This is a genomic window from Pseudarthrobacter sp. As-47, assembly GCF_058215595.1.
This window is the reverse complement of sequence record NZ_JBYZMU010000002.1, coordinates 100549-118192: the sequence shown is the minus strand read 5'-3', so window position 1 is coordinate 118192 and position 17644 is coordinate 100549. Positions and strand designations below refer to the sequence as shown.

22 protein-coding genes and 1 pseudogene are annotated in these 17644 nt (G+C 64.5%); 18 read left to right on the top strand and 5 right to left on the bottom strand.

Features of this window, described 5'->3' with window-relative positions; translation table 11 throughout:
- The first annotated feature begins 163 nt into the window (after positions 1-163).
- From AC4BCK_RS21550 to AC4BCK_RS21530, 5 genes are all read left to right on the top strand, one after another.
- Positions 164-595 (top strand): hypothetical protein, encoded by a 432-nt coding sequence (locus AC4BCK_RS21550; protein ID WP_237429477.1) that lies wholly within the window; start codon positions 164-166, stop codon positions 593-595.
- 354 nt (positions 596-949) lie between these two features.
- A complete protein-coding gene (locus AC4BCK_RS21545; RefSeq protein WP_490566980.1) occupies positions 950-1300 on the top strand; it encodes a hypothetical protein in 351 nt (116 codons plus the stop codon).
- Positions 1301-1898: 598 nt separating this feature from the next.
- Positions 1899-2912, top strand: a complete 1014-nt coding sequence (locus AC4BCK_RS21540) for a DUF4192 domain-containing protein (RefSeq protein ID WP_490566979.1) — start codon at positions 1899-1901, stop codon at positions 2910-2912.
- Between the two features lie 199 nt (positions 2913-3111).
- Positions 3112-3264, top strand: coding sequence for a hypothetical protein (locus AC4BCK_RS21535; protein ID WP_490566978.1), 153 nt, complete (start codon positions 3112-3114; stop codon positions 3262-3264).
- A 509-nt stretch (positions 3265-3773) separates the two neighbouring features.
- Positions 3774-5120, top strand: coding sequence for a ParB/RepB/Spo0J family partition protein (locus AC4BCK_RS21530; protein WP_490566977.1), 1347 nt, complete (start codon positions 3774-3776; stop codon positions 5118-5120).
- Between the two features lie 358 nt (positions 5121-5478).
- On the opposite strand, the gene AC4BCK_RS21525 is transcribed toward AC4BCK_RS21530, so the two are convergent.
- Complete coding sequence (locus AC4BCK_RS21525; RefSeq protein WP_490566976.1) at positions 5479-5706, bottom strand: DUF2188 domain-containing protein; 228 nt, start codon at positions 5704-5706, stop codon at positions 5479-5481.
- Positions 5707-5906: 200 nt separating this feature from the next.
- Between AC4BCK_RS21525 and AC4BCK_RS21520 the strand changes: the two genes are divergently transcribed.
- The 9 genes from AC4BCK_RS21520 (at position 5907) to AC4BCK_RS21480 (ending at position 12007) form a co-directional block, all read left to right on the top strand.
- Positions 5907-6107: a three-helix bundle dimerization domain-containing protein gene (locus AC4BCK_RS21520; protein ID WP_490566975.1), complete on the top strand. Its 201-nt coding sequence runs from the start codon at positions 5907-5909 to the stop codon at positions 6105-6107.
- Between the two features lie 401 nt (positions 6108-6508).
- Positions 6509-6775: a glutaredoxin family protein gene (locus AC4BCK_RS21515; protein WP_490566974.1), complete on the top strand. Its 267-nt coding sequence runs from the start codon at positions 6509-6511 to the stop codon at positions 6773-6775.
- A 5-nt stretch (positions 6776-6780) separates the two neighbouring features.
- Entirely contained in the window at positions 6781-7788 is a 1008-nt protein-coding gene (locus AC4BCK_RS21510) for a single-stranded DNA-binding protein (RefSeq protein WP_490566973.1), read from the top strand.
- 51 nt (positions 7789-7839) lie between these two features.
- Entirely contained in the window at positions 7840-8124 is a 285-nt protein-coding gene (locus tag AC4BCK_RS21505) for a ParB family protein (RefSeq protein ID WP_490566972.1), read from the top strand.
- 119 nt (positions 8125-8243) lie between these two features.
- Positions 8244-8840 carry a copper resistance CopC family protein gene (locus tag AC4BCK_RS21500; protein WP_490566971.1) on the top strand — a complete coding sequence of 199 codons (597 nt, stop codon included), beginning with the start codon at positions 8244-8246 and terminating at the stop codon, positions 8838-8840.
- A 94-nt stretch (positions 8841-8934) separates the two neighbouring features.
- A complete protein-coding gene (locus AC4BCK_RS21495) occupies positions 8935-9567 on the top strand; it encodes a hypothetical protein (RefSeq protein WP_490566970.1) in 633 nt (210 codons plus the stop codon).
- 114 nt (positions 9568-9681) lie between these two features.
- Positions 9682-9837 carry a hypothetical protein gene (locus AC4BCK_RS21490; RefSeq protein ID WP_490566969.1) on the top strand — a complete coding sequence of 52 codons (156 nt, stop codon included), beginning with the start codon at positions 9682-9684 and terminating at the stop codon, positions 9835-9837.
- Positions 9788-10432, top strand: a complete 645-nt coding sequence (locus tag AC4BCK_RS21485) for a YcnI family copper-binding membrane protein (protein ID WP_490566968.1) — start codon at positions 9788-9790, stop codon at positions 10430-10432. Before AC4BCK_RS21490 ends, AC4BCK_RS21485 begins: the two co-directional genes overlap by 50 nt.
- Before the next feature lie 132 nt (positions 10433-10564).
- The gene (locus AC4BCK_RS21480; RefSeq protein WP_490566967.1) at positions 10565-12007 is read left to right on the top strand and encodes a PepSY-associated TM helix domain-containing protein; all 1443 of its coding nucleotides are present in this window, start codon (positions 10565-10567) and stop codon (positions 12005-12007) included.
- Between the two features lie 96 nt (positions 12008-12103).
- Here AC4BCK_RS21480 and AC4BCK_RS21475 read toward each other — a convergent pair whose 3' ends face one another.
- The 3 genes and pseudogenes from AC4BCK_RS21475 to AC4BCK_RS21465 all read right to left on the bottom strand — a co-directional run bounded on the left by AC4BCK_RS21475 (position 12104) and on the right by AC4BCK_RS21465 (position 15139).
- Positions 12104-13258: a hypothetical protein gene (locus AC4BCK_RS21475; RefSeq protein WP_490566966.1), complete on the bottom strand. Its 1155-nt coding sequence runs from the start codon at positions 13256-13258 to the stop codon at positions 12104-12106.
- A gap of 503 nt (positions 13259-13761) precedes the next feature.
- Positions 13762-14082, bottom strand: a complete 321-nt coding sequence (locus AC4BCK_RS21470; protein ID WP_490566965.1) for a helix-turn-helix domain-containing protein — start codon at positions 14080-14082, stop codon at positions 13762-13764.
- A 4-nt stretch (positions 14083-14086) separates the two neighbouring features.
- Positions 14087-15139, bottom strand: a pseudogene (locus tag AC4BCK_RS21465) (tyrosine-type recombinase/integrase).
- A gap of 148 nt (positions 15140-15287) precedes the next feature.
- Here AC4BCK_RS21465 and AC4BCK_RS21460 point away from each other — a divergent pair.
- The 4 genes from AC4BCK_RS21460 to AC4BCK_RS21445 all read left to right on the top strand — a co-directional run bounded on the left by AC4BCK_RS21460 (position 15288) and on the right by AC4BCK_RS21445 (position 16593).
- Positions 15288-15794, top strand: coding sequence for a single-stranded DNA-binding protein (locus tag AC4BCK_RS21460; protein WP_490566964.1), 507 nt, complete (start codon positions 15288-15290; stop codon positions 15792-15794).
- A gap of 81 nt (positions 15795-15875) precedes the next feature.
- The gene (locus AC4BCK_RS21455; protein ID WP_490566963.1) at positions 15876-16019 is read left to right on the top strand and encodes a hypothetical protein; all 144 of its coding nucleotides are present in this window, start codon (positions 15876-15878) and stop codon (positions 16017-16019) included.
- Between the two features lie 16 nt (positions 16020-16035).
- Positions 16036-16302, top strand: a complete 267-nt coding sequence (locus AC4BCK_RS21450) for a ParB family protein (protein WP_490566962.1) — start codon at positions 16036-16038, stop codon at positions 16300-16302.
- Positions 16303-16305: 3 nt separating this feature from the next.
- Positions 16306-16593: a helix-turn-helix domain-containing protein gene (locus AC4BCK_RS21445; RefSeq protein WP_490566961.1), complete on the top strand. Its 288-nt coding sequence runs from the start codon at positions 16306-16308 to the stop codon at positions 16591-16593.
- A 101-nt stretch (positions 16594-16694) separates the two neighbouring features.
- Here AC4BCK_RS21445 and AC4BCK_RS21440 read toward each other — a convergent pair whose 3' ends face one another.
- Complete coding sequence (locus AC4BCK_RS21440) at positions 16695-17003, bottom strand: hypothetical protein (RefSeq protein WP_490566960.1); 309 nt, start codon at positions 17001-17003, stop codon at positions 16695-16697.
- Between the last annotated feature and the right edge of the window lie 641 nt (positions 17004-17644).

Here is a 17644-nt window from a genome sequence, read left to right as displayed (position 1 = left end):
CCTCCGAAGATTTTCCGGCTCTTGCCCTAGCGGGTAGACGGGCCTGCACGGGCACAGCTCCGCAAGCTTCGCCAGCAGCCAAAACAACGGGGGAGAGGGGAAAGCTGGCCACTCACCCGAGCCGCCCCGCCCACCGAACACCTCGGCATAGGAGCAACACCACATGAACGCAGTCACCACCAGGACCGTGACCACCGGCGACACCCAAGAAGTCATCCATGACGTCCCCGTACTCGGGGATTACCACATGAACGATGGCTACGAGTGGATGGACGTCATCAGCGAACACGGCTGGGTCGTGATTCCGAGTTGGGGCTGCGACGGCTGGGACCTCGGGCAATGGCCCTACGTCATGGTCGCAGGCATCCGCACCGCCGATAAGATTGGCAACCTGTTCGGCTTGGCGACCTACTGCGAGGGCGACGTCCGCACGACGTTTTATCGGACAAAATCCAGATTCTGGACCGCCGTCAGCGAGCAGGCGTTCTTCCACTGGAAAAACGGCCAGGCCCAAGGACCGGACGACCTGCCCAGCACCTTTGATGGCATGCCCGCCAAATACCGGCAGCCACACGTAATTCAGAACGCCGGCTAACCACCACCGGCCCCGGTGTCCCGCCCTCTGCAGCGGGGCACCGGCCGGACCCGAAGTTTACGGTCCGCACCCTGGCGCATTCCGCCGCTGATGCATCCAGTGAATAATGCCCGGTCACCTACTACCGGACCAAAGCCCGCCTGTGGGACGCGATCACTGAACAGGCGTTCTACCACTGGAAGAACGGACAGGCCCAAGGCCCGGCAGACCTGCCGGACGCCGCCGCCGAACTGCCCAGCCGCTACCGGATGCCCTACGCCGTTCGGGACGCCGCCTAACCAGCACTCACAACGGCTGTACTGCCCGGCTCGCGGCCGGGCAGTACAGCCCCCACGACTTCAAAGGAGCCAGCACATGAGCAACGACACCACCGCCCCCAAGGGCATCACCGCCCTCGTCTACCGCGACGCCCTGGGCGCGGACTTCTCCAACCGGGGCATCTCCGCCCGCGTCATGGAAGTAACCGTCATTGGCGAGGGCATCGACCCGGTTTTCGAGGCCACCGAGGAACGGCCCGCCGTCCGGCTCGTCAAAAACGAGCACTTCCACCGCGAAACCGTGATCCATGCCGAACCGGTCACCCCGGAAGGCGAACCCGCACCGTGGTACATGTTCGGCGGCACGTTCATCTTCAGCAGTGACTCACGGTTCCGCCGCGCCGCCGGACACTACGGAGCCGTCCCGCTGCACGACCGGCGCGAATAGGCCCGGGGGTGGCCGGTCTTTGGGGGCCGGTCACCGCGGGCGGTCCGCCGTCGTGGCCGGCCTTTGTTGGTGGTCGCCGACGGCGGACCGCCGATCCCGCAGTATCCAGGTGCACGGTTGGCGGCCGCCGGCGGCAAGCCATGGGCTGTGGTGCCGTTGGGTTGTCCCTGGGCAGGGGAGTGGAAGGGCAGGCTCGCTGGGCTCGCCCTGGTTTCCGCTGCGCTTCAACCAGTTGAAGGGCGTCCGCTGGCGCGGCCGGCTGTTGGGTCCAGGGTGCGCCGTCGCAGAGCTCCGGACCCCCTGGCCCTTTTTGTCTACGACGTTTTCTGGTTGCTGTCCTTCGGATTGTAGGCGTCCGCTCCGCCCCGTCTAGCCCCTCCTTCGTCGGGGCCTGCGGCCCGGGAATTTCCCTCCGGCGCTCGTTCCTCGCTTATTTCCTCCGGGAATTTCCCGGTCCTTGCCCTGCGGGTAGACAGGGCTCCGTCGGCCGCCGAGCAAGCAAGCTTGCCAGCAACCAAAAAACAATCCGGGGGAGAGGGAAGCTGGCCGGTCACCACAGATCGCCCCGACACCCCACGTCTCTGCAAGGACAAAAACCATGAACGACTTCATCAAATTCACCGGTCCCGCCGACATCCTGGCCTTCATCCCGCACACGCTGGGCGAGACCCCGACAGAATCCGTCGTCGCCATGACGATGCAGGGCAAGCAGCTCGGCGCGACCCTGCGCGTGGATGCCCCGTTCGGGCAGGACCCGGTTGGTTACGCCCAGACCATCGTCAGCTACCTGACCGCCGACGAGGCCGCCACCGGCAGCCTGCTGGTTATCTACACCGACGAGAAGTCCGCCGACGGCGGCAGCCCCTATGCCGGGCACGTGGAGGCGCTGCGCACTGAACTGGAAACCGCAGGAATGCCGCTGCAGGACGCATGGCTGGTGACCTCCGAACTGTGGCGGAACTACCACTGCACCGACAGCAGCTGCTGCCCGGCCCAGCCGCTGGACACCATCACCACCAGCAACGGCAACGCCGCTCTGATCTACCGGGGGAGCGCCGTCACCGGATTCACCGCACCCGCACCGTTCACCGGAGACGAGACCGCCCGGGAAGCGATCGCCGCGCACAAACCGGACGGCTGGCCCGAAGACCTCGAAGCAAGCCGCGCAGCATGGGCCAAGGTGCTGGACGACCCCAAGAGCCTGACCACCGACACCGCGCACCAACTGGCGGGAGCGCTGCAGCACCCCACCATCCGGGACTTCATGATGAGTGACATCGTTCCCCACGCCCCGGAGGAGTTCACCTCCGTGATGCTCGGTGTGTTCCTGAGCCGACCGGACTGGGCCCGCGTGGACACCGCGCAGGAAGTCGCCTTCGAGCTGATGAAAACCACACCGGAAGGGCAGCGCGCCCCGATGCTGTGCCTGATCGGCTGGCTGGAATGGCTCAAAGGACGGTCCAGCTTCGCGGCCCGCTATTTCAAGCTGGCGCTGGAGGACGTGGACGGATTCCGGCTGGCGGAGCTGCTGGGCGAACTGGTCAACCGTGGCCTCATCGCGGACTGCACCCGGGATCCGAAAAAGGCCTATGACCGCCGTTTGAAGCGCTAGCTTCAACAGGGCCGGGCTCCACGACAAAAGGGGTCCGGCCCTCCTTTTGGATCCTCCCCAGGTGCGCGGCGGCCTCCCCCGCTAGCGCTCCGCCGGCCGCGTCAGACGCTGCGCGGGCGGCGCGACTTCCAGCCCGCGCGCAGGAACTGCCGATACTGTGAAAGGACACCGCAGCCCGTACAGCCAAGGAGTCCCGAGCGTGGCCGATCACTTCCGCATGACCGAAGACGATACCGTTTCCCCGGACGCAAGCCCCCTTGAAGACATCCTGGAACTGAGCCTGCTCACGGCAGGCCCCGCCACCGGACCGGTAGACCGGCCCAAGAAAGACCACCGCCACTACGAGCTGTAACCCCCAGCAGCATTGACGCTGCACCACAGATTCCCTTGCAGAGGAAACAGTTGAAAGGCCGGCCATATGCCGGCCTTTCCTGTTGCCGTCGGGGAAGGGCAGGCTCGCTGGGCTCGCCCTGGTTTTCGCTGCGCTTCAACCAGTTGAAGGGCGTCCGCTGGCGCGGCCGGCTGTTGGGTCCAGGGTGCGCCGTCGCAGAGCTCCGGACCCCCTGGCCCTTTTTGTCTACGACGTTTTCTGGTTGCTGTCCTTCGGATTGTAGGCGTCCGCTCCGCCCTATCTAGCCCCTCCTTCGTCGGGGCCTGCGGCCCGGGAATTTCCCTCCGGCGCTCGTTCCTCGCTTATTTCCTCCGGGAATTTCCCGCTCCTTGCCCTGCGGGTAGACAGGGCTCCGTCGGCCGCCAAGCAAGCAAGCTTGCCAGCAACCAAAAAACAATCCGGGGGAGAGGGAAGCTGGCCGGTCACCACTGATCGCCCCGACACCCCACGTCTCTGCAAGGACAAAAACCATGAACGCAACACCCACGCTTGAAATGCTCGACCCCGCGACGCTGACCGTGGACATCAACGTCCGGAAAGACGCCGCCCTGACCGCTGACTTCGTTGCCAGCATCAAGGAACACGGCGTCATGGAGCCCGTGATCGCCCACCGCAGGGACGACGGAACCGTGCACGTCCTGATGGGACAGCGCCGCACCCGCGCCGCCGTCGAAGCCGCCCGGCCCCTGATTCCGGTCATGATCATCGAAAGTCCCGAGGAAGCCGAACGCATCGTCACGCAGGTAGTGGAGAACATCCAGCGCGCCGAACTCACCGAAGCCGACGAAGCGGACGCTTACCACCAGCTTTCCCTGATCGGCGTCTCGGCCGCCGCGATCGCCAAGAAAACTGGGCGGACCAAGACCACCGTCGAGTCCGCTCTCAAAGCCAAGTCCACCGAGACCGGAGCCGCGGCCCTGGGCAAGGGCTACACCATCGAAGAGGCGCTTGTACTCCAGGAATTTGAGTCTGACGAGGACGCCACGGCCGAAATCGAATCGGTCATCATGGACGAACCCGACATGCTCCTGCACGTCACCCAGCAGCTGCGCGACAAGCGCGACCGCGCCGCCGCACTTGCCGCTTTCACTGCCGACCTCGAAAAGGGCGGGATCACTATCGTTGAAGCCCCCGGCTACAACGACGAGAGCGAAACCCTTCGCGTCAGCTCGCTCAACCGCGCTGACGGGGAACCGGCCACCGACGAGGACGGAAACGCCGTCTACATCAACCAGAATTACCACGGCGAACACACCACCGTTCCCGTCATCGTCGGATGGAAAGAACTCGGATTCACCCCACGGCACAACTACAGAGGCTATGGCACATCGGCCACGAAAGGGCCGATGACCGACGAGCAGAAAGCCGAACGGAAAACCCTGATCGAGAACAACAAGCTGATGCAGTCCGCAACTGTGGTCAGGCGTGAATGGGTCAAAAACCTGCTGGCAAAGAAGCAGGCCCCCAAAGGCTGGCAGTACTTCACCCTCCACGCGATCACCCACCACCCCGAAACAGCCAACGGATACGAAGGGAAGGTGGCCGCTGAGATGGCCGGGGCGAAGTTCGAAGAGTCCAGCCAGTGGGCGTGGAACCCGCTCAGGGACCACGTCGCCAAAACGACCGCACGGCCGGAGTTTGGGCTGATTGCACTGGTCTGCGCTGGGTACGAAAAGACCATCCAGAAAGACTCGTGGCGCTCACCGAGCCAAACCCACCGCGACTACCTGAACCAGCTGGTCCTCTGGGGATACACGGCGAGTGAGGTCGAACAGATCATCATCGACAGCGGCGACAAGACCGAGACAGGCGGATAGACCACGGCTTCTGTGCCGGGCGGCGGATCCCAAACCCCGCCCGGCACAGGCCCCAGCCCAATCGCCGCAAGAAGGCCAGGAGCCTTCCAGAAGTCGGGCGGTCCGCCGCCCGGGGCGAACCACAGCAGCCACTCACCAGCGACGGACCGCCGATTAACGCACCCGCGGGCCCGCCCACCAGGTGCCGCGCCCCCAGGGAACAACGACGCTCCCACCGGCTGCAGCACCCGAAAAAGAACATTCAGCTAAGCTGAATCCATAAGTTTCCTTTGCCGAGGAGAACGCAGAATGGCCGGCCTAACCGCCGGCCATTCTTGTGCCCCAGGCAAACCCGCAACGCAGAGGCGTCGCTCAGCAATCAGCCCGGGACGTTCCGCGGATCGTTGCCGTAGCTGTTCTTCAAGCCAATCTGGCCGTTCTGGTTCCTGATGACGTGCTCCACCTTGTCCGCCTGGGCCGCTTCCCGGCCCGCGGCTACTGCCTCGTCCTTGGTGCCGTAGCCGGCACCAAACGCGCGGTCAGTACCCTCACGCTTGTTCTTCCAGGCACCGTCTTCGTAGTACGTCTCGATATCGCCCTGAGCCACTGCACACTCCCTCTGCCGATCGGATCCAGACACCCACTGCATCGCGGGTAGCGAAAAGCCCCGCAGCACTTGGGACCGCGAGGCTTTCCTCGAAACCACTTCGCCTGATGGGGGCCAGGCGAAGAAGCTTGACTCCAAACAATAATAGAAAGCATGCTGATTATTCAAGCTGTGACAGAGTCTCAACGATGAGGTGAACGATGGAGTGCAATGAAGAACAGCACGCTGTGGTGTCGGTGATCAACACCCTCGCCGGCAGGTTTCCCGGCCGCCCCAGGGCCGACATCGAGGACGCCGTCTGCGAGGAGTATTCAGCGTTCAACTCGGGCCCGGTGCGGACGATGGTTCCCGTCCTGGTCGAGCGCGCCGCCACCAAGCGACTTCAGGGCAGCCCCGTCTAGCAGTGCTGCGGACACCTTCCCCATGGTCCACGCCCTGCGCTGCCGGCATACCGACCATCGTGGTCAACGAGCCCCAGCAGGGACGACACCTACTCATCCGGGCCCAACAGGCGCACGCGCGTACGTCACCGCAGCTGACCGACCCTTCTCAGGCACCTGGGGGCTGCCGCTGGGGGAACCTGCGGGGATGACCACAGTCGCCGGCGGCGGCACGTATCGTGCGCACCGTCAGTGAAAATGGCAGCGAGAGCAACGCGCCCTCAATGGCGAGTAGTAGCCTGCTAAAAACCCTTAGATTATGCGGCTAAAGCCCTATTCATTCAGTTGAATGATTGCTAAAATTGAGGTAGCAAGTCAGCCAGACGAACGAAACTCATTTGATACGAAACCAGGTGCTGAAAATGACTGCTTCACCCACCGCTTACACGGTCTACACCAAGCCCGACTGCCCGAACTGTGAGAAGACGAAGGACTACTTCGACTCCAAGGGCATCACCTACACGGCCGTAGACATCACCGAAGTGCCGGCAGCACTGGAGTACATCACCGCCGAACTCGGCTACTCCCAGGCGCCCGTCGTCGTGAACAACGCCGATGACGAGGACCACTGGTCCGGGCTGCGCCGCGACAAGCTCGTCCAGGCGGCCATGAGCCACAAGGCAGCGTGAGGACCGTGACCACCCTGCCCCCGGCCGTCGGGTACAAACTGAGCCCACGGATCCCATTGGAGGTGGACCTGTTCCGGCAGGTCAACCCCAGCGGCAGGATTCCCACCGACGTTGTGGACCCCTACGTTGTGGAGCCCGCCATCGTGGAACCCCTCGTTGAGGATCTATACGACGACTACGCCAACTCAGGTAACGGTGGGGATGACCGGTACCTTGATGCGATCAACCTCGCCCCGCTCGGGGAGGGCGGGCTCTGGGACGAACACACCGCGGACCAGTACCAACCCAACGACCTCACCCACGAGGAACCGGGTGGGACGGAACTTCAGAACGAACCCACAACACCCACCGAGAACATCACCAGCACACGGGGAAAAGGAACCATCATGGCCGGCGAAACCACCATCACAGTCATTGGAAACCTGACATCGGACCCGGAGCTGCGCTTCACTCCGGTTTCCCGTGAGTTCGGTAAAACTGAAGGTACTCCGGTCGCGAACTTCACCATTGCATCCACGCCCAGGGTGTTTGATCCCCAGAGTAAGGAGTGGAAGGACGGAGAGACTCTCTTCCTCCGGTCCACGGTCTGGCGGGAGGCGGCAGAGCACGTCGCGGCGTCCCTGACGAAGGGCAGCCGGGTGGTCGCCAGCGGCCGGTTGAAGCCGCGCACCTACGAGACGAAGGAGGGGGAGAAGCGGACCGTTATCGAATTCGAGGTCGAAGAGATCGGGCTCTCCCTTCGCTTTACTGCGGCTCAGGCCATCGATTCGCCGGCGAAGCAGCCGGCCCAGGAACGACCTTCGGCACAGCAGGAAGTGCCCGTACAGGACGAGACACCCTCGGCGGGCGAGCTCCCGCGCATCGGTTGGCGGGACCGGCTCAAGGCCCAGCAGGACGCAGCTGCCGCTGAAGGCGGGAACGCTGGGTACGCCCACGACGATCCATGGTTCGGCAAAAACGCCCCGCGTACCGGGTATGTCCAGACGGACCGCTCAGTGGAGCCCACGTTCTGACATCGGACGAGAACCCGCATCAGAGAGAACCTCACCGCAAGAAAGCAGCGGATGCCAATTCCCAAGAAGACGAGCACCGTCTCCCCATACTTCACAGAGGCGGACGCGGACCAGATCCGCGCAGCCCTCCAGGCCGTAGGACACCTGGAGGGCTACTCCTCCATCAGCGAACTCGTCGAAGCAGCGACCCTGCGTGAACTCCGGCGACTGCAGCGCAAATACAACGCCGGCAAGAAATGGCCAGGAGTACCCGCGGGGCAGCTCCGCCGGGGCCAGCGAACCCGTGACGAGGCCCGCAGGAGCGCTATCAGGGTGGACAGGTCTGCCGGTTCATGAGCCCGCAGTACTCTTGGGACCCGCTTGGGACGACGGCCTCCCCGCCCAAGGTTTTTCCACTCTGGCTTGCGTAGCCTCGAGCCAATGGATCAGTCTGTCCCTGTTGGGAGGAGGCACAGATGAACGTTCTAGGTCCGCTGGGCCGTCCGGCCGCTGCAGCGCGTTCAGTGACGGAAGCGAGTCTACGCGCCATGATCCGCGGGCTGGTTGGCGTACTGGTCCTGCTCCTCTTGGTCCTGGCGCCCCTTGCGCCGGCAGGCGCCCACGACGCGATCGAGGGGGCCGAGCCCGCCGACGGCTCCGTTCTGCCAGCCGTTCCGGCAGCGGTTGAGCTGACCTTCAATAACCCGCCGCTGGCTCTTGGCGCCGTCGTTCAGGTCGTGGACCAGGCGGGTGTCAACCAGTCTGATGGCGGCATCGCCATCACCGACAATGTCGTCACCCAGCCTTTGAAGGCAGGAGCTCCTTCCGGCCGGTACACGGTCTCTTGGCGTGTAGTGTCATCGGACTCCCACCCCATCGAGGGCCGGTTCACCTTCACGGCCGGAAGCGCGTCGGCGGAGTCCTCGACCGCGTCGCCTGTTCCCGCCACGGCCCCCGCCCGTGATGAACCGGCCGATGCGGCAGTTACTCTCTGGACATTGGCTTTAGGGGTTCTGGTGCTCGCCTTCGGGCTGGTCGCACGGTCCCGCTTGTCCCGCAGCGGTTCGTCATGAGCGCTCCGAGATGGGGCACCTGGCCTGCTCCCACCGTAAAATCGGGTGCGGCTCTGCCGCAGATCGCGCCGGGGCAAGGTCGAAAGGAACGCCGATGACGCCTCGCGCCTCGTTCCGGTTGTTCCGCACCGGCCTCATCGGATCAATCGTCCTCGGACTGGCGGCTGGAGCGCACTCAGCCGGTGGCGGCGAGCTGCCCGCCCTGCCGCTCCTTGCCGCCGTGTGTGCGGTGACAATGGTCCCGATCGCTGCGCTGACCCGTTTCCGCCTCTCGTTTCCACTCCTAACCGGCGTCATCGGCGCCGGCCAGTTGTGGCTGCACTGGGCGTTCGATTCCCTTGCTGCAGGAAGCCCACCGTCACTGGCCGTGACCGCCGCCATGCTCACGGGCCACGCCGACCACGCCGGTCATTCTCTGCCAACGCGGGCAGCGGACGCACTGGCCATCACTGCTGCTCCCGCCCACACGGGATCCCCGGACGCGCTCATGACGCTGGCGCACGTGGTGGCCACCCTGGCCACTGCGCTGCTGTTGGCCCGCGGTGAACGGGCCCTTAGTATCTTGGCCAGCTGGTTCGAACCGCTCCTGCAGACCACTGCACCGGCCATCATCCTCCCGCCGCGCGAACCACGCCTGTCCGTCCTGATGGTCGTTGTCCCGTCCTCACAGCCCACGCTGCTGCTCCCGTCACGGCGCGGCCCACCCCTGGGTGCCTTCGCCGCCTGACGCCTTTCCTCCTTGGCAGGAACCGACGGCGGCATCAAACCGCTTTTACCGGACCCCGTCCCTCGTGGCACGGGTTCCGTTCCTGACCAACCCCTTTTGTGAAAGGCATCCGCCATGAAGACCTCCATCCGTCGTACCCTCACAACGACCGGAACCGCCACGCTCACCGCCATCCTGCTCGCCGCCGGCACCACCGCCGCACGTGACGGTGGATCCCTCCGTGACCGAAGAGGGCGGCTTCACGAAGCTGACCTTCAGCGTCCCGAATGAATCGGCCACCGCCAAAACCGACCGGCTCGAAGTGAAGCTGCCCACCGACACTCCGCTGAGCTCAGTGTCGGTCAAGCCCATCGACGGCTGGACCGCCCAAGTCATCACCAGCGACCTGCCCGCCCCGGTCCAGGTCAACGGGGCTACCGTCACCAAGGCACCGTCCAGTGTCATCTGGACCGCCGACACCGCCCACCAGATCGGGCAGAACGAGTTCCAGATGTTCACCATTTCCGTGGGCAGGCTCCCGGCGGCCGGGACCACGATCGTGCTGCCCGCGGCCCAGGGCTACACCGACGGGACCACTGTCAATTGGGCCGACACAGAAGCAGCCGGCCACGACCACGCCGCGACGTCGCCTTCAACTGCGTCGGCCGAGGCGCCGTCCCACCCGGCACCATCTTTCGTGGTCACGGCAGCAGGAGCCGAAGCCACCCAGACCGCGTCCACCGAGACGACGTCCACCGCACCGGCTGCCGCTGCCTCCTCGGACGGCGGGAACACGGCCGGCTGGTTCGGACTCGCAGCGGGCCTGATCGGCCTCGCAGCGGGCGTGACCGCGCTGGCACGCACCCGTCCCGCCAAGACCAACTAGGCCCCTGCTTCCTGCATTCGACGGCCCCGCCGGGCATGACCGGCGCGGGTTCCTTTGCACTGCCTAACGCCCGGTGCTGCCGTGGACCGATCCGCCCACGGCAGCACCGATGAGACGCGAAAGACAAAGACCATGACTGTATTAGCCAACCCCCAAAGCCAAACCCCAACAGATCCGGACGCACCCGGTGGGGACAAGACCGCACCGGCAAGCCGGGGCTGGTTCCGCCAGTTCCTGCTACGGCTCCACTTCTACGCCGGCATCCTCGCCGGCCCGTTCCTGCTGATCGCCGCCCTCACCGGCGGGCTCTACGCCATCACACCCCAGCTCGAACACGCCCTCTACGCCAAGGAACTCCACGTTCCCGCCGTGACCGACCCGCAGCCCCTGTCTGCCCAGGTGCAGGCAGCCATGGACGCCACTGGCGGCGCCAGCCCGGTCGCGGTTCGTCCCGCGCCCGGCCCGGAAGACACCACCCGTGTGCTGTTCGCGGACCCGTCCCTGGGCGAATCCGAAAACCGGACCATCTTCATCGACCCCGGAACGGCCGCAATCCGTGGGGACCTGACAACCTATGGCAGCAGCGGCGCCCTGCCCATGCGGACCTGGATTTCCAACCTGCACCGCTCCCTCAATCTGGGGGAACCCGGCCGGATCTACAGCGAGCTGGCTGCCTCCTGGCTCTGGGTCGTGGCCCTGGGCGGCCTGCTCCTCTGGATCGGCAGATTTCGCCCGCGCCAAGGCACCCCCAAGAGGGAACGCCCCGTCTCCGGCCGGAAACGGCTCCTCTGGCTCCACGGCACCACCGGCACGGTCCTCCTGGCGGGGTTTTTATTCCTCTCAGCCTCCGGGCTGACCTGGTCGGCCAACGCCGGCGCCAACATCACGGCGCTGCGGACCAGCCTGGGCTGGCTGACACCCAAGGTCTCGACCGCTCTGAACAACCAACCGGCAGCAGCAGGAGGAGCTGATCACTCCGGCCACGGAGCCGGGGCAGCACGCGCTGCCGGGACCGTGGTGGACCCGGCCCTCTACGACACGGTCCAGCAGATCGCACGCGAAGACATCATCACCGCGCGCGCGATTGCCATCAAGCCACCGGCAACAGCCGGGACAGCATGGACGGTGACCGAGATCGGCCGCGAATGGCCCGCTACCGCCAGCGCCGTCGCCATCGACCCGGCGACTGAAAAGGTCACCAGCCGCGCCGACTTCGCCGACTTCGGCCCCGCGGCCAAGCTGACCAGCTGGGCGATCGCCGCGCACATGGGACTGCTCTTCGGCCTGCCCAACCAACTCGTACTCCTCGCCATCGCCGCCGGACTGGCCGCCATGGTCATCTGGGGCTACGTAATGTGGTGGAAGCGCCGCCCCACCCGCGGCAGTACCTGGGCTGTTGGCAGGCCAGCGCCCCGCGGAGCGTTCCTCCGCGGCGACTGGCCAGGGATCCTCGCCACCATCACCGCCATGGTCCTCCTCGGCCTCGCAGTCCCCCTGCTCGGCTGGAGCCTGCTCGGCTTTGTCCTGCTGGACACGGCCATCGGTGAAATCAAACGCCATAGAGTGCGCACTTAAGCGTCCAGAGACACCGCGAAACCTCGTCACCTGAGAGGGCTTCGGGACATATCGGTTTGTCCCGGGGCCCTCCATGCGGACTTGGATTGGCGGGTCTCAGTGGATGTGGTCTGTGGTGCTGAGGTAGCGTTCAGCGCCCTTGACGCTGAGGCCGAAAAGGTCGCAGAGCCGGCGCGCGTCCCGGGTCGCGTGTGCTTCATCGAGGATCCGGTCTTCCCGAATGGCCTGGGCGGACATACCCAGGGTAGTGGTGACCCAGACATTGCTGACCTGCGTGGTTCTAACGGCGCTTTGTTTGTTGATGAACAGGTAAGGATTCGGGGTCCCCGGCCACCTCTTGGCACGGTAGTCCAGCCATGCTGCAAGGCTTCGCCGGACGTGGACTGCCAGGAGCACGGTCCGGTCAGGAAGGTGGATCCGCCGGTCGCGGACATCCGTGAGCAGGAGTCCGCGGACTTGCTGGCTGCGCAGCGCGTGAAATCCGATAAGGGCAGCTAAGGCAGCGCGGGCCGTGTCCTCGGAGTTGAGGGCAGTGCGCATCGAATCTTCATTGACGGGCAAGGGGATCCGGGTCTCCGCCCGGCCGGTCCGAAAATGAGTTGCCGGGTTGGCGAAAACGAGGCGCCTTGCCTTCAACGTCCGGAACAGTGACCGAAGGGCCGCACCGACGAGGGCCCGGTCACTGCCCTGCGACGGCAGAACGGCCTTGATGTCGTCACGGGAGATCTGCCGCAAGGACTGGCAGCCCTCCAAAACCCAGGAGTTCACTGCGGGCAGTGCCGCGCGGACGCTTCCCTTAATCGTTGACCGTGCTCTTGGGCGCGATCTTGGCGCGGTGGAACTACCGTGCAGCATGACATCGAACCACACCCTCAGTTCTTCGGCGATGGGTTCCGGAAGGCCGCGCACTTTCTGGGCGAACCAGGCCAGAATCGAGGGCTCCCGGTCGTCCTGCAACAGCCCGGCAGCGGCCAGCACCTCGAGGATTGGCTGGCTGCTGAAAGCCGGACGGAGTCGCGCGACTTCACTGGCCCTGATCGGGGCGCCGGGGGTGTCCTGGGTGCACGCCAGGATCCGCAGCCCTTGCCGGGCGGTGGTGACCCGTGTCTTGCTCCAGCCATGCACCCGGGCATGATCACGCACAGACTGGTCAAGGACCAGGGCAAAAACCGGGTCGGGTGGGACAAAGTGGTCGGGGATCCGGGATAGGTCCCGGGGAACGTCCAGCAGCGTCAGCTGCTGATAGCTCACCGGATAGGGGTGGTTGCGCAGTGTCTTGGCGCCGGGCGGAGGTTTGAGTGGACGTTTTTGCCGGAACAGTCCCACGAAGTAGAGCTGCTGCCCGTGCCGGTTTATTTCTATGACGCTCGGCCCGGTTCCATGAGGACGGGCACCGACGGCGGTGCGCCAGCAGAGCCGGCAAAAACCCTCTGTGCTCAGAGGCTTTGACCACCGGCATGACCGGCAGGGACCGACGTCAGGGAAACGCCGCCGCCAGCTCCTGCAGGGCTCGCAGATCCACCCGGTGGTCCTGGTGACGCCCCAGCCGAGGCAGTCACGGCAGCTATCGATAAGGTGCGGTGCAAAGCGGTGACACCGTCGGCACAGGCCACCGGAGAAGTACAGGTCGTTGGAGCCGCATTTGCGGCAGGGCGGGGGAGTGAACGGCCCGCCGGGCATGCACTGATAACAGGAGGCATCCCGGGCGGTTGCTACCGGACGTTCGCCGCACTGCGGGCAGGTCCGTGGTGCGCTCACGCCGGCGGCAGGGTGCGGTTACGCCCAAGTCTTGGCGTGATGACCTGCCCGCCGCCGACCACGGCGATGTTTTCCTTCACAGGGCGCCGCGCAGCGACCGCATCGGGTTCCCTGATGAGCAGTTCGGTTGGCTCGCAGTCCAGGACATGGCAGATGACGTCGAGGTCATCGAGCCGGACCGAGGTGGGGGTCCCGGTCCAAAGTGCGGACATTTTCCCGGCGCTGATGTCGAGGCCTGCCTCGGACAGGCGCCGGCGCAGTTCGGTGGATTTCCAGATGCCGCGTTCTGCGGCCTTCATGCGTAAATTCCAACGCATTGGTTCACCTCGTTCCTGTTCCCCATCGCAATGCGACGCGATCGTTCGCCACGGCCCATGCGGCTTCCACATGGTTGTCGTGGACGTGGATATAACGGTGGTTGTTGAAAGCCATTCATGTCCGAGCAGATCCTGGATTGCCTTCAGATCCATTCCGCGTTCATACATGGAGGATGCGCAAAAGTGGCGCATCCCGTGAGGAGTCAGCCGGCCCGACCATTCAGGTAGCCACAGCGCGACTGCTTTAGCGAAACCTTAGGGCGTCATCCCCGGCCCTGCGGCTGCATCCGAGCGCCACGTCGCGTCGTTCGCTAGGAAACAGCGGCGCTTCAGGGTTTTCCCAGTCGTCCCCGAACTGATGGCGGACATCAGCGAGCCACCAGTTCAGCAAGGCATCGACACCGTTGATCGCCGGGACCATCCTCGTCTTGGGTCCGCGGCCCATACTGCCCTTACCGAAGCGGACATGCAGCTTGCCCCGCTCACCCAGATCCGGTCGCCAATCACGGATGTCGAGCATGACGGTTTCGCTGATTCGCAGCCCAACCCGGCGCCACAGCGAGGCAGCGAGGTAGTCCCGTGCTGCGGGGAGGTATTTACGGGCGCCCGGCAACGCCTCACGCCATCCTGAAAACATCGCCTCCACCTCGGCCGCGGCCGGTGGCACACGAATCTTGCCGCCGTAATCGGCCTTAGCTGGTCGATTAAATTCATCCACCGGCTGCGTGACCACGTGCCCCGTGAGCTGGTGAATCTCGCCCTGATAGCGGCTGGTCAGGAAGTCGAAAAAGCGTGCAAGAGTTCCGGCCTTCGAATGGATCGTGGCTTTGGCCAGTCCACGCATCTTTCGTTCCCTGTGGAGGAAACGGTCGACGTCTTCGGGCTGCGCGGCCCACAGGTAGTTACCGAGGAACCGCAGGAAGCCAAAGATTACCGACCGTTCCTGGGAAATATGGTCGTCCGTGACGCCGGCCGCGGCCGCCGCGAGAGCGAATTGGTCAACGAGCTCCTGCTCGAAATCGTCCAATTCCTGCGGCGACAAGGCACGCCGGGCCATGGCCGGGCGGACGACCGCCAGCTTAACCACGCGCACCTCACTTCAACCCGTATGAAAGAACCTCGGCAATACAATAGTTCTTTCGGGAATCCTGAAAAAAACTCATTACGGGGGTGGATGGGCGAGTCTCCTTGCGTTTGCTGGCCTCATGTCCCAGTTGAGAAGAAGAAGCATTAGGCAACCCACGACAGTTGCGACAAGTGGGTCTGCGGTAGGGAACTTCACCATCGCGTCCACGCCCAGGACGTTCGACCGGCAGTCCAACGAGTGGAAGGACGGGGAGACGCTTTTCCTCCGTGCCAGCGTGTGGCGGGAAGCGGCCGAGAACGCGGCCGAGTCCCTGACCAAGGGCATGCGTGTGATTGTGACGGGCCGGCTGAAGTCCCGGTCCTACGAAACCAAGGAAGGCGAGAAGCGCACCGTAATCGAACTCGAAGTCGACGAAATCGGCCCCTCACTGCGGTATGCGAATGCCAAGGTCAACCGCTCCCAGCGCAGCAACCAGGGCGGACAAGCCGACGGTGGCTTTGGCGGCCAGGGGAACGTCAACCAGGGCTCGCAGTCAGCCCCGCAGGATGACCCGTGGGGCATTCCGGCGACCAGCAACGCTGCCGGCGGCTGGGGCAAGGGACCCGACTCCGAACCCCCTTTCTAAGCACTACAACTGTAGGGGTCAGCGGATACGCTGGCTCCTACAGGCTTTCCCATTTACCGGATCACGAGCACAAGGGACACGATGACGCACGCAGGAGCCCTCCGGCACGACAACGGCAGCCACCAACACTCCGATATCCGCTTCGACGAGGACATCTCCGTGACCCTCCGCCGGCGGTTTTTGGGAAGCCTGCATCTGTGGCCGACGGCCCAGCATGCCGCGTAGGACGGGCACCTGTTTGATGGCCAGAGAGAAGAAGATACCCGCGTTCACTCCGTACTACACGGAGGACCAGGCGGGGCAGGTCCGGGCTGCGTTCAAGGCTGCCGGTTTGGCCGAAGGGGATGCGAGCGTTTCGGACTTAATCGTGCGGGCGACGATGCGTGAGGTAAAGCGCCTGCAGCGCAAGTACAACGGCGGCAAAGCATGGCCTCCCGTGAAGGCCGGCGAACTTCGCCGCGGACAGAGAACGATGGACGAACTGCAGCACCGAAACGAGGAAAGATAAACCGTGGCTAAGCGGACCGAGGAAGTACGCAAGAACAGCGCGCCGGTGGCTGTCCCGTTTTCCAGGATGCTGACGTTGGACCAGGTCGAGGAAGTCCTGAACCTTGGCAAACCGCTGGTATACGCGCTGGTTCGGAGTGGCGAGTTGCGGGCGGCGCAGTTCGGCGGGAGGGGTGTCTGGAGAGTCCGGGAAGACGATCTGGCCGCGTACATCGACGCGGCCTACGCGAAGACGGCGGAGCGTATCGCCGCGGGGCAGGTCGATGAAGGCGATGCACCCGCTGAGGACTGACAACGAAGCCCGAAACGCTGCGAAGGCCGGCACCATCAAAGGTGCCGGCCTTCGCAGCGTTTTCGAGGCACGTCGTTTCAACTAGGAATGGATCAAAAGGTCTACTCATCACCGATGGATGAGGCCGTTTCCTGGTCAGTTCCCTGTTCCGGACCGGCGGACCGCTTTGATGTCCGACGGCGCTTCACCGCCGATGGTTCCAGACCGAGCTTCTTCAATTCGTCTGCACTCCATCCGTCCCGGGTGGCCTGCACATAGGCGCGCTTGTCATCGCGCTCGGCGGCAACAAGCTGGTCCCGCAGATCGTTGATTCTTTGGCGGCTCTTTACCAGGGCGGTGACGGATTCAATGCGGGAGTCCAGCAGCGCGCGGGCTTGGTTTCGTGTCTGTTCAATGTCGAGGGTAGCCATGGATCCAGCCTAACGATCACCCCGACGCCGGCTCCGCCGGACGCGCCCATCCTGGCATGACATGTCCGAGGTAGCCGGAGGATCTTGCGCCAAGAGGTGGGCGTTCCGGGGATCGTTGAACCAGTCCCGCAGATATTCGTCAGAGTAGCTGATGGTGCGTGCTGTGAACTGGAAGTATTCGGGACCGATGCCGCGCCGCCGCCATTGCCGCAGCTGCGCCGGGGAGACTCCGTATTGCCTGGCCACTTTGGTGGGTGAGATGAGAGCCAAAACTGTACCTTTCGCTTGCCCTATGCCGCGTTCCTTTCGGCGCGCCCGAAAGCACTTGGCCGGTGAAGGAATTGGCCAGTCGGAGCGGCCGGACCGTGGAATACCGGAGCGCAGCGAGGATATGCCGCGAAAGCCGGCTGCGGAGACTTGCCAAGGAAGGACCGGGCAGTAGCCTCAACCAGCCGAAACGGAACGACGCAGTCGTTTTGAACAAGTCAGACGCGCAGCGTCCTGCAGGGCAGTGCCCAGGAACCACCCCAACCGCCAAATGCAGGTGCAGGTGATTTTGCGGAGCAAGCTAGGCGGTTATGTGCCATAACCCGCGTGTTGATCCACAGCCTGCGGCCCTGGATGCGGCACACTCGTCAGTG

Coding starts and splice junctions, on each gene's coding strand:
- AC4BCK_RS21515 (WP_490566974.1), top strand. CDS start 6,509: ATGACTGCTTCACCCACCGCTTACACGGTCTACACCAAGCCCGACTGC.
- AC4BCK_RS21470 (WP_490566965.1), bottom strand. CDS start 14,082: ATGCGTTGGAATTTACGCATGAAGGCCGCAGAACGCGGCATCTGGAAA.
- AC4BCK_RS21520 (WP_490566975.1), top strand. CDS start 5,907: ATGGAGTGCAATGAAGAACAGCACGCTGTGGTGTCGGTGATCAACACC.
- AC4BCK_RS21530 (WP_490566977.1), top strand. CDS start 3,774: ATGAACGCAACACCCACGCTTGAAATGCTCGACCCCGCGACGCTGACC.
- AC4BCK_RS21455 (WP_490566963.1), top strand. CDS start 15,876: ATGACGCACGCAGGAGCCCTCCGGCACGACAACGGCAGCCACCAACAC.
- AC4BCK_RS21500 (WP_490566971.1), top strand. CDS start 8,244: ATGAACGTTCTAGGTCCGCTGGGCCGTCCGGCCGCTGCAGCGCGTTCA.
- AC4BCK_RS21505 (WP_490566972.1), top strand. CDS start 7,840: ATGCCAATTCCCAAGAAGACGAGCACCGTCTCCCCATACTTCACAGAG.
- AC4BCK_RS21450 (WP_490566962.1), top strand. CDS start 16,036: ATGGCCAGAGAGAAGAAGATACCCGCGTTCACTCCGTACTACACGGAG.
- AC4BCK_RS21460 (WP_490566964.1), top strand. CDS start 15,288: ATGTCCCAGTTGAGAAGAAGAAGCATTAGGCAACCCACGACAGTTGCG.
- AC4BCK_RS21495 (WP_490566970.1), top strand. CDS start 8,935: ATGACGCCTCGCGCCTCGTTCCGGTTGTTCCGCACCGGCCTCATCGGA.
- AC4BCK_RS21480 (WP_490566967.1), top strand. CDS start 10,565: ATGACTGTATTAGCCAACCCCCAAAGCCAAACCCCAACAGATCCGGAC.
- AC4BCK_RS21540 (WP_490566979.1), top strand. CDS start 1,899: ATGAACGACTTCATCAAATTCACCGGTCCCGCCGACATCCTGGCCTTC.
- AC4BCK_RS21550 (WP_237429477.1), top strand. CDS start 164: ATGAACGCAGTCACCACCAGGACCGTGACCACCGGCGACACCCAAGAA.
- AC4BCK_RS21545 (WP_490566980.1), top strand. CDS start 950: ATGAGCAACGACACCACCGCCCCCAAGGGCATCACCGCCCTCGTCTAC.
- AC4BCK_RS21440 (WP_490566960.1), bottom strand. CDS start 17,003: ATGGCTACCCTCGACATTGAACAGACACGAAACCAAGCCCGCGCGCTG.
- AC4BCK_RS21490 (WP_490566969.1), top strand. CDS start 9,682: ATGAAGACCTCCATCCGTCGTACCCTCACAACGACCGGAACCGCCACG.